Source organism: Leptospira selangorensis, assembly GCF_004769405.1.
GTDB classification, from domain to species: Bacteria; Spirochaetota; Leptospiria; order Leptospirales; family Leptospiraceae; genus Leptospira_B; species Leptospira_B selangorensis.
Window position 1 is genome coordinate 317,768 of record NZ_RQES01000016.1, and the last position, 14,011, is coordinate 331,778.

General features: G+C 37.9%; 14 protein-coding genes. 8 read left to right on the plus strand and 6 right to left on the minus strand.

Annotated elements, in window-relative coordinates; translation table 11 throughout:
• Window positions 1-8 precede the first annotated feature (8 nt).
• The 5 genes from EHO58_RS11945 to EHO58_RS11965 are packed head-to-tail and all read left to right on the plus strand — an operon-like array spanning window position 9 to window position 3,809.
• Window positions 9-617, plus strand: coding sequence for a hypothetical protein (locus tag EHO58_RS11945; RefSeq protein WP_135629281.1), 609 nt, complete (start codon window positions 9-11; stop codon window positions 615-617).
• Entirely contained in the window at window positions 604-1,044 is a 441-nt protein-coding gene (locus tag EHO58_RS11950; RefSeq protein ID WP_135680068.1) for a nitrous oxide reductase accessory protein NosL, read from the plus strand. The genes EHO58_RS11945 and EHO58_RS11950 overlap by 14 nt, the downstream gene beginning before the upstream one ends.
• Complete coding sequence (locus EHO58_RS11955; protein ID WP_135680069.1) at window positions 1,028-2,320, plus strand: nitrous oxide reductase family maturation protein NosD; 1,293 nt, start codon at window positions 1,028-1,030, stop codon at window positions 2,318-2,320. The genes EHO58_RS11950 and EHO58_RS11955 overlap by 17 nt, the downstream gene beginning before the upstream one ends.
• Window positions 2,317-3,027, plus strand: coding sequence for an ABC transporter ATP-binding protein (locus tag EHO58_RS11960; RefSeq protein ID WP_135680070.1), 711 nt, complete (start codon window positions 2,317-2,319; stop codon window positions 3,025-3,027). Before EHO58_RS11955 ends, EHO58_RS11960 begins: the two co-directional genes overlap by 4 nt.
• Window positions 3,024-3,809, plus strand: coding sequence for an ABC transporter permease (locus EHO58_RS11965; protein ID WP_135680071.1), 786 nt, complete (start codon window positions 3,024-3,026; stop codon window positions 3,807-3,809). Before EHO58_RS11960 ends, EHO58_RS11965 begins: the two co-directional genes overlap by 4 nt.
• Before the next feature lie 51 nt (window positions 3,810-3,860).
• On the opposite strand, the gene EHO58_RS11970 is transcribed toward EHO58_RS11965, so the two are convergent.
• The 5 genes from EHO58_RS11970 to EHO58_RS11990 all read right to left on the minus strand — a co-directional run bounded on the left by EHO58_RS11970 (window position 3,861) and on the right by EHO58_RS11990 (window position 8,752).
• Entirely contained in the window at window positions 3,861-5,018 is a 1,158-nt protein-coding gene (locus EHO58_RS11970) for a transporter (RefSeq protein WP_135680072.1), read from the minus strand.
• Window positions 5,019-5,080: 62 nt separating this feature from the next.
• Window positions 5,081-5,863: a hypothetical protein gene (locus EHO58_RS11975; protein ID WP_135680073.1), complete on the minus strand. Its 783-nt coding sequence runs from the start codon at window positions 5,861-5,863 to the stop codon at window positions 5,081-5,083.
• 78 nt (window positions 5,864-5,941) lie between these two features.
• Window positions 5,942-6,394, minus strand: a complete 453-nt coding sequence (locus EHO58_RS11980) for an LIC_11090 family protein (protein WP_135680074.1) — start codon at window positions 6,392-6,394, stop codon at window positions 5,942-5,944.
• Window positions 6,395-6,499: 105 nt separating this feature from the next.
• A complete protein-coding gene (locus tag EHO58_RS11985) occupies window positions 6,500-7,498 on the minus strand; it encodes a sterol desaturase family protein (protein ID WP_135680075.1) in 999 nt (332 codons plus the stop codon).
• A gap of 75 nt (window positions 7,499-7,573) precedes the next feature.
• Window positions 7,574-8,752 (minus strand): NnrS family protein, encoded by a 1,179-nt coding sequence (locus EHO58_RS11990; protein ID WP_135680076.1) that lies wholly within the window; start codon window positions 8,750-8,752, stop codon window positions 7,574-7,576.
• Window positions 8,753-8,948: 196 nt separating this feature from the next.
• On the opposite strand from EHO58_RS11990, the gene EHO58_RS11995 reads away from it, so the two are divergent.
• The 3 genes from EHO58_RS11995 to EHO58_RS12005 all read left to right on the plus strand — a co-directional run bounded on the left by EHO58_RS11995 (window position 8,949) and on the right by EHO58_RS12005 (window position 11,907).
• Window positions 8,949-9,695: a helix-turn-helix transcriptional regulator gene (locus EHO58_RS11995; RefSeq protein ID WP_135680160.1), complete on the plus strand. Its 747-nt coding sequence runs from the start codon at window positions 8,949-8,951 to the stop codon at window positions 9,693-9,695.
• Between the two features lie 86 nt (window positions 9,696-9,781).
• Window positions 9,782-10,669: a M24 family metallopeptidase gene (locus tag EHO58_RS12000; protein WP_135680077.1), complete on the plus strand. Its 888-nt coding sequence runs from the start codon at window positions 9,782-9,784 to the stop codon at window positions 10,667-10,669.
• Complete coding sequence (locus EHO58_RS12005) at window positions 10,666-11,907, plus strand: SMP-30/gluconolactonase/LRE family protein (protein ID WP_135680078.1); 1,242 nt, start codon at window positions 10,666-10,668, stop codon at window positions 11,905-11,907. Before EHO58_RS12000 ends, EHO58_RS12005 begins: the two co-directional genes overlap by 4 nt.
• Here EHO58_RS12005 and EHO58_RS12010 read toward each other — a convergent pair.
• Window positions 11,904-13,961 carry a PP2C family protein-serine/threonine phosphatase gene (locus tag EHO58_RS12010; RefSeq protein ID WP_135680079.1) on the minus strand — a complete coding sequence of 686 codons (2,058 nt, stop codon included), beginning with the start codon at window positions 13,959-13,961 and terminating at the stop codon, window positions 11,904-11,906. The genes EHO58_RS12005 and EHO58_RS12010 overlap by 4 nt on opposite strands.
• Between the last annotated feature and the right edge of the window lie 50 nt (window positions 13,962-14,011).

Sequence of the window (14,011 nt, forward strand, 5' to 3'; positions counted from 1 at the left end):
GGGATCTTATGCAGGAACTTCTCTTAAAGAAGATCTCCAAAATGAACCGGCTCCTAATTTTAGGAGTCGGTCTTTTGTTTGTATCAGTTTATTTTTTGCCTATCTGGCATATATCTTTGGCCGCTCCTCAGTATCCGGAAGGTTTAGGAATGAAGATCTGGATCGATAAGATTACAGGTTCGTCTACTTACGATCTTCAGAATATTAATTTATTAAATCATTATATAGGAATGCATGAGATCGTTTCGGAATCCGTTCCGGAATTATTATTTATGCCCTATGTTTTGGGATTTTTGATCTTTGGAGCATTCGTGACATTTATTCATCCTAGAGTATATCTAATCGTTTTGGGAATTCTTAATATAGTAATATTGGGGATCCTGGGCATGTATGATTTCTGGAGATGGGAATATAATTACGGTCATAATCTAAATCCGGAAGCTCCGATCGTGGTTCCGGGGATGGCTTACCAACCTCCACTTTTGGGATGTAAGGAGATGTTGAATATCACTGCTTGCAGTTTCCCTTCTTGGGGAGGGATCATTCTATTTCTCTCTCTTGGAATTCTCATTTGGGTGATATGGGATGAAAGGAGAAGGGTATATGTTCCAAAATAGATCCGGTTTTCCGGTGATCATTTTGCTCTTGGTAGTATCGGTTTCGGTTTTCTGTTCCAAAAGAGAACCGATCCTTCCCGAATTCGGAAGAGAACTTTGTGCTCATTGTTCCATGGCAATAGTAGATAAACGTTTCCATGCTCAGTTATTAACCGAAAAGGGAAGAAGATACTATTTTGATTCCATAGAATGTTCTCACTCTTTCGAAAAATCCGCAAGATATTCTTCCGGATCCGTATGGTTCGCAGATTTTGAAAATCCGGATCATATGATCTCCGAAGATATGGCGGTGCTCGTCAATTCTTCGGAACTACGTTCTCCTATGGGGGAAGGGCTTGCGGCATTCTCCTCTATGGAACGAGCAAAAGGTTTTCTGAATACTCATAAAGGCTCTATCTGGAGTCGAAACAATGAAAAAGATCATTGATTGGTATCATGAAAATTTTCGGATCAGTTTTAGATATTCGCGATTGATTGCGATGTTCTCCTTCTTCTTTTGTCTAACTCCCTCCGATATTTTTTCCAAAGAGTTAGAAGTATGTATAGATAAGTGTAATTTTTACTCTATCCAAACCGCGATTGATTCTGCAAACTCCGGAGATACGATCAGGATCAGAAAAGGAATCTACCGAGAAGGAATGATATCCATTTCTAAACCCTTAATTTTGGAAGGTTCTAATGGCGTTATCTTAGATGGTAAAAAAGAAAAACATGTGCTGGATATCCGAGCCAATAACGTCGTAATTCGCGGATTGAATATTATAGGGAGCGGAGTTTCGGATACTTCGGAGTATTCCGGAGTTCATGCAGAAAAAATAAAATACTGTGTCATAGAAAATAATGAGTTCGAGGACAATGCATACGCGATCTATCTTGCAGAAGTAGAGGATTGTACCGTCCGAGGGAACGTTTCCGCGGGAAATGCAGTAAATGAAGTTTCCGGAGGAAATGGGATCCATCTCTGGTCTTCCAAAGGAATCAGGATAGAAGGGAATGAATTAAAAAAACATAGGGACGGGATCTATCTGGAATTTTCGAGTAATCTCAAGATAGAGGAGAATTATTCACATGATAATATCCGCTATGGAATGCACTTTATGTTTTCTTCGGATAATGATTTTAGGGCGAACAAATTCGAAAACAACTCTGCCGGAGTTGCGGTGATGTATAGTAAAAATATACTCATCGAAAATAACAGCTTCGAGAATAATTGGGGAGATAGTTCTTACGGTCTTTTGTTAAAGGAAATTTCCGAAAGTATTCTCACAAAAAACTTATTCGTTCATAATACAGTGGCGATCTTTGCCGACGGATGTAATCGAAATTATTTTACTCATAATATACTGAAAGATAACGGATGGGGCGTTCGTATATTAGGAAATAGTGAATCCAATCAATTTGTGCAGAATGAATTCAAGGAGAACGTATTCGATATCAGCACAAATACAAAACATAGTACGAATTCATTTAGAGAAAATTTTTGGGATAACTACGATGGTTATGATTTGGATCTGGATAGATTCGGAGATATTCCTCATAAGCCTGTTCATTTTTTCGGATATTGGGTAGTAGTTTATCCTTTTCTAATGGTTCTTTATAATTCTCCAGTCGTAAACTTTTTACAAGCAATCGAAAAGGCATTTCCGATCGTTACTCCGATCGATCTAGAAGATCCGAAACCTAAGATGAGGAGCCGTGTATGATGCAAGTGAAAGATTTAACCGTTCAATATGGAAAATCAATCGCTGTTAAGGGAATTTCTTTCGATGCAAAAGAAGGAAGTATATTATCCTTGATCGGCCCTAATGGTTCCGGAAAAAGTTCAGTCCTCAAAAGTATCGTAGGTTTGGTAAAACCTACTCGCGGTCATATAGAGTTTACGAGAAAGGAAGAAGGGCAGCCCGATTCTAAGATCGGATATATGCCCCAAGCTCCTTTGTTCCCTAAAAATGTAATGGTGTCCGAACTGGCGGATTTTTTAAAAAAACTGGAGCCTTCCGATCCGAAAGAATTTCAGGAATTATTCGATCTACTTGGTCTCAAGAATTATGAAAATATAAAATTCGGAGCCTTGTCCGGGGGAACAAAACAAAAAGTAAATATTCTGCAATGTTTTTCGATCCGTAAACCTGTATATATAGTAGATGAGCCTACTGCAAGTTTGGATCCTTATATCTCTAATCTTTTAAAGGAAATATTGCTCCGAAAAAAGAAAGAAGGGGCTTTGCTTGTTTTTTCAACTCATATCTTAAGTGAAGTAGAAGAGATTGCGGATCGTTTTTTACTTATGTCAGAAGGCTCCTTATTAATTGATGATTCGCCGGGAAATTTCGTAAAAAACAATGATAAAGGGAATCTTCAGAACACATTAATGGAATTTTGGAACACCAAATATTCGGAAAGAAGATGAAAGAACTAATCCTATTCGAGCTAAGAGAAAATATTAGAAGTAAATGGATGTTTGTGTTTGCAGGTTTTCTTGCGATTTCTGCAGGAGCACTTAATTATTTCGGAGATGAAAGCGGAGGGAGATTGGTAGTGAGCCAGATGAATCTGGTATTATTCGTCGTTCCTTTATTCTCTATTACATTTTCCGGATTAACATTTAACGATTCTCTTCCCTTTGCGGAAGTGCTTCTTTCTAAATCATTAACCAGGTCTCAATATTTTTTCGGGAAATATTGCGGGGTGAGTATATCTCTTTTTTTAAGTTTTCTGATCGGACTCGGAATTCCGGGGGTTCCGCTTTTTTTCAGTGATCCTAAACTTGCGATCTTATTCTCTGAGTTGATACTTTTCGGAACTGTTCTGATCTTAGTATTTGTTTCTTTAGGATTTTTATTGGCTTCGTTCTTTAAAAAAGGAGAATTGATTGTCTCCGGAGCATTACTCGTTTGGTTATACTTCTTTTTACTTTTTGATTCTTTCGTATTTATGTTAAGTATCTATTTGGGTGATTATCCGGTAGAGATCCCTGCATTACTCGTTATTCTATTCAATCCGGTCGATCTCGTTAGAATTTTGATCATTCTACAGACAAAGGCCTCGGTATTACTAGGATTTTCCGGGGCATTTTTGATCAGAAGTTTAGGTACATCAATTGTAGTTTTATTGTCTATTTTGTTCCTAATGTTCTGGGTTATGATGCCATTAAGTATTTCTTATAAAAGATTCTTAGTCCGAAATTTTTAAAAAAGAAGAAGGCCCAAAATACAAACTGATCCGGGCCTTCTACACTATTCTTTAATTTAGATCATAACGAACGAATACATTGAACATTGTTTGCATTGCAATTTGGGGACCGTTTAGATGTTGATGGAAAGGTTTACCAACTTCGAAACCGAATCGAATTTTTTCTTCTAAAAGAAAATTCATCCCGACTAATGCGTCTGTTCGATTTCCTCCTTGTCGTTTCGGATCGTTTTGAGGATCCATTTTCGGATCCAAAGAACCATCTTGCCCTTTGATATTATCCCAATACACTGCTTGCACTCGAATAGAAACGCTAGTCCAAGAAAATATAGAGTAAGCGATCCAGGAACTCAGTTCATATATATTTCCGAAACGATATTGGTTTTGATTTTTGGAACTGCGCAGATTCGCATTCCCTCCTAGTCCCCAAGAGAATCGATCCGATTTTCCGGAATATGCGATTCCCGGTAAATAATTGATCGTTCCGGTGCCCGGTTGCATATTATAGGGAACCTTTTGATTTCCCATCATCGGCATCCAATCTCGTTCATCAATGGAACCGGTAGGGAGGGAGACCCCGAAGTTTAAAAAGAATTCGTGATCATTCCGTTTTAGGATACGATGAGCTGCAGAAAAAGAAATATCTCCTACACCTCCGGATTTCATTGCAGAAGAATCAAAATTGCTGGTTTCCATCATCATTTGATTTTTTACGACCGGCACCATAAACATGATCATCGTATCGTCCGAAATTCCATACATCGCACTTGTCATATATGATTCCATTAACATGGATTTTGGAACCGACATATAACGATATCCGTTGGCGGATGTTTGAGGAATATTAGGCCCTCCTGTCAGTAAACTTCCACTCGGCATAGAAACACTTGGATCGAATTGAGGGAACCAAAGAGCTTCATAGGTTCCCATGGATTTGTTCCCATTCAGAAGTCCCGACATTTGCATCCCCATATAACGAAAATCTAAAACCCAAGAACCTTTATTATGAACATGGGGAAACATTAGACCAGCAGGTGCAATTTGGTCCGCTCTCGATCCGTGATGATGACCCTGTTCTTTAGATTCTTTACGATGGTGTGCATGGGGATCTATTTCTTCTACCGGTTTAGGTATATCTACCTCACCTGAAAAAATATTATGAAAAGAAAATATAATTAAAAAATAGAAAAGGAAAACGCGATACTTCATGATTACCTCCAAGTATCCGGATCAAAAAAAGAGGGCCGCGAAAGCGGCCCCAGTGGGAACGATCAATCGACTTGGGACAAAATCGATCCAATCGTAAAGGACGTTAGTTTTGCTCCATTCAAAATGAAGCCGATCCTGTTTCCTGAATAGGCAGGCACACTCATCATCTGCATGACAGGGAACATCATCATGGAATTTCTTTCTGTCTGTGTGACCTCTGAGCAGGCTTTCGGCCAGGCATTGATCCATTGCTCCGAGCTTGCATATTGGAAATCGATACAGTATGTATAGTTCGTGTCAGTGGATAAGGCCGCTGTTCCTTTGCTTACTACTTCAAAGTTTCCTGACATCTCGGAGTAGAATTGCTCTTTGGTAGAATCCGTTAACCGAAATGCCGGACCCGAGATCGGAGTGCCGGATCCGTAGACGTATGCAGTCAAACTTCCACCGGATTTGAGTGAGAAGGAAACTTCTAAATTTGTACCTCCATTTGAACTAGGGAGAACAATATTGCCAAGACTAGAGAAGAAAGAATCTGAGGAATTGCCACTCAATCCCTTTTCCAGATTGGCTGTATTACCTGTAAATCCAAGTCCTTCTAAATCGCTTGGAGAACAATTTTGGATATCATATCTTGTGCGTTTGGGATGTACATATGATAGAGTGTTCGAAATTGGAGTTAAACTTTGGATAGAACATCCTTCCTTTGCAGCTACTCCAAGAACGAGAGTCTGCATAAGTTGTTGTTCCGAAGAAGTTCCGTTCGAAAGAGATCCTAACTGGGAGCAATCGAAATGGAAGAAAGAGAGAATGATCGCGGTTGTAGAAATATAGCGAGATAGCATATTTACTTTCCTTTATATTATGAATATACACTTAAGATTTCTCCGAAATAGCATATGCAGTTTTCGAAGATGATATGGTTAGGCTAAGGAAAGATATTTGGGAGGACGTTTGAATTTTCTGTTATGGGCTTTGGACAATTTTGCGAAGTATAATTCCTCCATTCCAAAAGTAGATCCTAGAACCGGAATGATATAAATTCGAGATACAATTACATAATAAGAGAATACACTGATTTGGGAGTATATCCGATCGGAATTTTCCTTTTTGCATCCACATTCATGCACGGTCGATTCAGGATTTGAATGGCAGTTTGGACGATCTTGTTTTTCAGAGTTGGTTGATTTTGCCAGTTCGGTCTTGGTGCGGAAAAAATCATCTTCCTGATTTGGATGAGTCTCTCGGTTTGAATTATGATTACATTGGCAGATCAAATTTCCTAAAAATAATTTTTCGAACACGCTTCCTTCTGCAGGAACAAGCAAGCGCGGAAAAAAGATCAGAGTTAAAAACCAAGTTGTAATCGTTTTCATCTCGAAAGACTCTAACGGATTAAGTTTAACTCCTTATGATCTGAAAATGCATTGACTGCGATCAATCTTGAAGGTTTAAAAACCTTTCTAGGATTTTGATTTATCTCAAGATTTAGATTCGTGTTTGGAAAGAGTGATTAATGTTCTGGTCTTACTCAGTATTTTTTGAAAAGGTAAAAAATAGATCTTAAAAAGGTTTTCGAAGTTACTATCATCTTCTTCCTCCAGACCGAAGATCGTTTGTTCTGCTTCTCCTTCCTGAGGAATATAAAGACTTCCGAAAAGAATATCCCAAAATGCGAAAGATACTCCTATATTCTTGTTTTGAAGATTAATATCGGTGCTATGATGGATTTGATGTTGAGCAGGACTTAAAAATATTTTGCTCAACCATCTAGGAAATCGAAGACCTATATGAGAATGTCTTAAATTCGCATATAGATTAAATACGAAAATTCCAGCATTCACTCCTAAAAAAGACAACATATTGATACCGTTCGGAAATAGGAAAACGGCTAACCCGGTTACGATCCCGGAACAAAGAGCTCCTAATGAATTCACCAGGATTGCTTCTACAGGATGAACTCTATACACTGTGAGAGGGTTTAATACTTTTGCGGAATGATGTAGTTTATGGAATTCCCAGAGAAATGTTTTATGAAGAAGCCAATGAGCGAAAAATCTTCCGAAATCGTTTGCAAGCCAAAATAGGATGGAATAAATTAAAATGAAAAAAGTCCCGGAAGAGGAAAGATGATTTGCCTCTCCGAATATTTTAAACAGAAGTCCACTGATGAATGCGGATACTCCTGCACCCGATATAACGAAATAACTAAAGAAGAGTGCGAATAGGAACGTATTTATTAAATAATATTTATAATCCAATAAGGCGGATTTGTGCAGCCATATCTTCTTAGATAAATTTTCACGAAGATAATCCTTGGATCTAAATCCTTCTTCCTTCCAGCTTCTCCATATGATCAATAATAGAGTGATCAGAATTGAACTTAAAATATAGAACCAATATATCTTTACGGAAGGTAGAAATATGATCCGTATTGGACTAAGAAGAGAACGAAAAATCTCCGTGAAATACGACTGCATAGAACCTGATTTGAATTCTCTTTATTGGAAATAATCAGGTCAAATCGAAATTTTTGGACCTAAATCTGAGAAATCTCAAGAACTGGTGAATGCTCTAGGACTTATTAAAATTTTAGAATATTTAAACGTAAATATCAAAAATGCGGTTATCCAGAATAGAGCGGAAAATAGATAAGCTTCTCTATATTTATTGATTAAAGGAAAAAATACCCTGGCGATAACTGCTAAGTTGATCAAAATATATCCTAAGATTATCAATTTTGAAGCTTTAATCGGTCTACCGGTATGACCAAGTGAGACCCTCGTGATCATGCCATATACGAAGACTCCTATTCCTCCTACAGTGAAAATATGAAAAGCGGAAGAACTAGGGAAAAATCCCAAATGAGAAAGTCCATATGCTAAGAACCCGGAGCATAACCAGAAATAACCCGAATGTAAGATCCAGAGAATAGGTACTTTTTTGGACTTCCAAGGTTCCCAGAAAAGCCAACGAGAATAGTTTAAGATCCCGAATGCGAGGCAAAATAATCCTGCAAATGGAATGATCTCAGGAAACCAGAAAGCGCAAGCTTCTATTCCTAAAAATAGAAATCCTCCATATCGAATCAAACTTTCTAATTTTAGAAATCTTTTCGGATTTGCACCCGGCACAGCCGCCGAGGTGAAGAAGGGCATAATCCTTCCGCCTATAAGTATCACAAATTGAAGTATTACAAAAAGAGAAAGATGAATGAAATGTAAACTCCATCCTTCCGGTAAAATATTCAAAAATGAAAACGCTGTTAATATATGAAGTAAGAATAATAGAAAGTAAGTAACCACAACAACGCGGTTATGTTCCTGGCCTTTTGCAAATAAGGGAGGTGCAAGATAGAAAAGGACCAATAGATCACAATATAGATCAGCAGTAAGTGCAGCATAGGAAAGATACGGGTTGGATAAAAATCCGAATCTACCTAAAAACCAGAGTCCGAATAGAAGTGCTAAATATCCTTCTTTAGCCAGAACTTTTTTTGTCCAATTTTGGCCTGCAGTAAAAAGGAATCCTATAATTGCTCCTCTTCCAAAACCAAAAACCATCTCGTACGAATGGATCTGGATTCCTCCGGTTAGGAATGGAGAAGGTATGATTGAGAATAGGATTAAGATCCAGACAAGTACTGCAAATAGTGCGTGAAATGAACTAAATAAAAAAAATGGGCGAAATGCAACTGACCAGATCGCAGAACGAAAATCCAGAACTGATTTCATCCTTTCTATTATAATAAAGGGTTCCTCCTTTGTCTTTGATATGAATCAAAAATTATCCTTCTAACTTTTTTTCTTGATCTTCCTCATTTCGTGAGGAGAATCGTTCTCCTTGTTTCTTCAAGATAAGAAAGAAGAGCTATAATTCTAGATGGATTTTACAAACAGAGGGATTTTATATCTATGGAATGGTCGTGTGATGTTTGCCACAAATTCCATGCAGACGGATTTTCATTCCCACTACGCGGCTACCTTGGCAATTTCCTTAAAAGATAATATTCATATCGAGACTGAAAAGGGAAAAGAAGAATATCGTGTGGCTTTGGTCGGGCCTAATACATATCATAAAACTGTTTCTCCTGGTGTGGAGATGATCGCATTATTGATCGATCCCGAGACATATGAATATTCATCCATCTCGGAGTTTGCTGGACAGGGAGAAGTGAAAAAATTGGAAATTTCTACTTTCTTACCATTGATAGAAAGGTTATGGGAATTATATTACGGAAAATTAAATGATGAAGAAGCCTGGGAATTACATTTAGACCTTCTCCGCTCAGTGTTTCCTTTCCGAAAATTAGAAAAGGTAGTGGATGAGAGGATCGTTCAGATCGCAAATATGATCCGTAAGGAAATGCCTGACAGTATCAGAATGAAAGAGATAGGTAAAAATTTTTCAGTCTCGGAAGATAGACTTATCCGTCTTTTTAAAGAAAATCTGGGAATTCCGATGCGCAGATATCTATTATGGGTTCGGATCTTAGAAGCGGCAAAACTTTTGAAAGAAGGAAAGAGTCTGACAGAAGCTGCACATTCCGCAGGTTTCTCCGACTCGGCTCATTTCACCCGGACCTTCAAAGAAACTTTCGGATTTGTGCCTTCTTTATTTTTTGGACATTTAAAAGCGATCGAAGTTCGATTTTGTGAGTCGGGTGATTTGATCTAATTAAAATTTCACCACATACCGGAATCATTCAAGCAGGATCTTCCTTTCTCTGTTACTCTTTCCACATCAGAGCTTAGAGAAACTATATGCCAATAGAAAGACGAAGAGGATTATTATCCAAACTCTCCTCCAAAATTTCCAGATACACTTCCAAATCCATTCATATTCCTACACAAGAGGAAAAGGAAGGATTCCTAAAAGCACAAAGATTAGCCTACAAATGTGTTACCGAAACTGAAAAAGAAATACGAGAAGGTTGGACCGAACTACAAGCAGTCAAACGAATGGAAACATTCTTAAAGGATCATGGAGTTAAAGTATTCTTGCATCGTCCTTTCGCTTGGTTTGGTGAACATGCAAGATTCGACGGTTACAAAAGATTCACTCAATTCCATCCGAGTAAAAGAAGGTTACAAGCAAACGAATCTTTCATCTTAGATGTTTCTCCTGTTGTAGACGGATATATCGGTGATATAGGATATTCCTCTTCTCTGGATAAAAATCCTGAGTTGGATAATGGAATGCGATATCTATTAAAACTCAGGGAAGAACTCCCGAAATTATTTTCTTCTTCCATGAGTTCTTCCGAGATCTGGCATAAGATAGACCAAGATTCCAAAAAGAATGGATTCGATAATGTTCACTCTTTGTATCCATTTGCAGTTCTCGGTCATAGGGTTTATAAAGTTCATTTACCGAATATTTCTTTTCCGATATTGCCGATTAGTTTTGCAAGTTGGTTCAGTTTACAAGGTTCTTTAGAATTTTTAAGTCATAAGGTTCTTCCTGAACTTTTGACTCCCGATCATGAAGGAGAAAAAACAGGTCTCTGGGCAATAGAGCCTCATTTAGGAAGAGGAAAAACCGGTTTTAAATTCGAAGAGATTCTAGTGGTAGAAAAAGATAAGGCTTATTGGCTGGACGAAGAAGTCCCTCATGTCCAGAAATACGGAAAATTATTGGAAGCAGTATGAAATTAAATCATATAATTATAATATTATCCACTTTTGCACTTGCGGGTGCGTGTAGTCCTTCCGGGATTAAAATAGGGGAACCCTACAAATTAGGAGATGTTCCTTCTTCCATTTCGGAAGTTCAGGATAAACAAGACCCGTTCATAGCCGGGCTAAAAGTGGAAATGACGGATTTACCCGGACATGATGATCTAATTTTTGATCCTTCGAAAGGATTGGGATATGCTTCCGGAATGGATGGCTGGATCTGGAAACTAAATTTTACAACCGGAAAAGCGGAACAATGGTTAAAACCTCCAGTCAATCCTGCCGGAATGCAATATTCGGATAAGAAAAAGGATAAAATTTTAGTATGCGCTTCTAGATTGGGAGGAGAGATCTATGAAGAAATAAATAGAGTAGGTCTCTACGAAGTAAATATTGAAACTAAGAAGATAAATCCGGTTATTTTAGATCTTCCTAAATTAGAAAAAGAGGAATTTGAGAAAGTATATTCTTTTTCGGAGATGCCTACTGCTTCTCTGAAAGATCTGAATTTTTCTAATTCAAGACCGTTTTCTTTATGTAACGATCTTGCTATATCCGAGGACGGAAATCGTATCTATATCACAGAACCTTTTGAAAGAACGGATGCTGCTATGGGAAGCGGTGCTGTTCCCGAAGCAATAGGGCTTTATCCTCATGGAAAACTCTGGATGCTGGATAAAAGCAAAAATACGATCTCACTCGTGTTAAACGGATTTACTTTTGTGGATGGAATACTTCTAGAAAAAAGCGCTGATGGAAAAGAAGAGTCCGTAGTATTTACGGAAACGACTAAGTTTAGGATTATCAGAGCGTTTCTATCCGGAAAAAATCAAGGAAGTTCGGAAATACTATTCGAAAATCTTCCAGGCCTTGCGGATGGACTCGAAAGAGATGAAAGCGGAAGGATCTGGACCGGGATTATCAAAAGAAGATCAGGACTTGTGAATTTCGTACATAAGAATCCTTGGCTTAAAAAAGTGATCCTATCATTGCCTCAGAAAATTTTACCTATCTCTCATAATACTGGAATACTTGTGATCGACCCGAGTGGTAAAAAACCTCTCTATTATTCTATGCATGACGGTACTAAAATTAAGGATATTTCCGTTTCTGTTCCATTCGAGGGCAGAGTGTATTTTCCTTCCTTTGATAAAACCTCAAGAGGACTTTATTCTCTGCCTATATCTTCTTTGAAAATTAAAGAATTTTAATGAACCTCTACTGCGAGTAAAGTAACATCATCCTGGAATCCTCTCGGGCCTACAAAAATTTGTAGTTCCGAGATCAGATCTTCTGCTACTTCTTGGATTCCGGTGTTTCTACTCAAAATGGACAAGACCCGGTTTTCTCCGAATTCCTTTTTTTCCTGATCGAACTCTTCGAAAATGCCATCCGAAAAGAAGAAGATCCGATTTCCAGGAAGAAGGGGTACGGTCACATTTTTATAAGTGGCTTCTTTTTTCAGACCTATGATCGGCCCTCTGGAATATAAATAGTCTGCGCCTTCTTGTTTTTGTTTTAAAACCTGAGGCGGATGGCCCGCTGAAGAATAATATAATACATTATTGTTCAGATCTATATCAGCTAAAACTGCGGAGAATATGATATTAATACTTTTATATTTTTGGCAACAAGCTGCATTTAATAATTCTAATATACGAGACGGTTGGTCTTTGATAAACTTAATACTTTCGAATTCAGCCTTGATTGTCATGGTGAGAAGTGCTGCCTGTACCCCATGCCCGGTTGCATCCACCAAAAATAATCTGAAATAGCCGGGTTCCAGTTCGAAAATATCATAATAATCTCCTCCAATCTCTGACATAGGAAGATAATAAGGATGGATCGATACGTTCTTTCCGTTTAAATTGAGAGTAGGTAATGTTTTCTGCTGTAACTTTTTAGCGAGAGAAAGGTCTCCCTTTAAAAGTTTCAAAGACTCATTCAGATTTTCGGTTCTTTCGATTACGATTTGTTCCAGATTTACATTCAGTTTTTTAAGTTCTTCTCCCAGATCTTCCGCAAGCACAAATCCTTTGGAGAATCGTGAGGCAAGTAATACACATTGAGAAAGAACCAGGGCTAAAACTCCATACGGAACCATATAGAAAGAATCAATAAACTTATTTAGGTATAGAACATCATTTGCTACCGTGATCAAGTTTACGACTAGGCTGAAAAAACAAATTCTGGCTCCTTCTACTTTTTTGAAGGACATAAAGGCTAGTCTAAAAAAGAGATAGGTCAAAATTCCCAACATCATTGTTTCTAAAGAATTAATGAAGAAGGACATTGTGAATAGTTTTGTCGGGAAGAATGCCGCTGAAAAAACTAAAAGTAGACTTAAGTAAAATATAATATTGAATACTTTGTCCTTTCTGAATTGTTCCTTGAATATGGATTGAACATATAGAATTGTTCCCGGCAAAAGTAAAAATAAGAATAATATTTCTCCCCTGACCGAAAACTCATAGTTTTTGAAAATGGGAAATACATTATAAAAAATCCTTTCTCCATAAAAGGAAACTCTAAGAGCGATACACAAGCAGAGCACGGCAAAGAATAAGGCGGAAGGGTCCCTTCTTCTCATTAAATAAAACGTAAAATGATATAATGACATCACGAACAAGGTTCCGAACGTGATTGAATCCAGCATTGTTGCTCTTAAAGAAAGCTGTTGTATATCGGATGTGCTTCCTAATTGGATCGGATTCCATATCCCTGAACCGTTTGAATATTTATAATTCGAAACATGAATTAGGATCTCTAACTCCGGTTTGTCGGAGATAAAACTAAAAACGCCCGGTTTATAACCTGGAGAATATTCGGACTCTTCTTTCCCTACATTTCCTCCTTTAGAGATCTCTTTTCCGTTTATGAACAAGGTATAAGAGGAACTGATGGAGGAGATCTTAAGGCTAAGTTGAGTGTTTGATTCAGGCAGTAATACTTTTGCCCTATAACTTGCGAAACCATAGCTCGGATATTTATGAGTGACGTTACGTCCTTTGTCCCATTTTGCGGGGACCTTTGTATAAGAGATTGATGAGGATTGTTCTTTAGGATTGGTATCCGGCAGAAGCCTATTCCAATAAAATTCCCATTCTCCTTCCAAACTGATGTTCCCATCCGTTTGGAAATTCCATTGTCTAAGATCCAAGATCCCTTGTATGACTTTTGGGCTTTCCTTTCCAGGTTGGCAGCCCAAAAAAAAGAAGAATAGTGTAGATCCTAAGAGCCATTGCGGTATTCTATTCTTGCTCAAAATTCGGATCTTCCTGCCGTGAAATTTCAATAGGCTTATGCTCTATATAG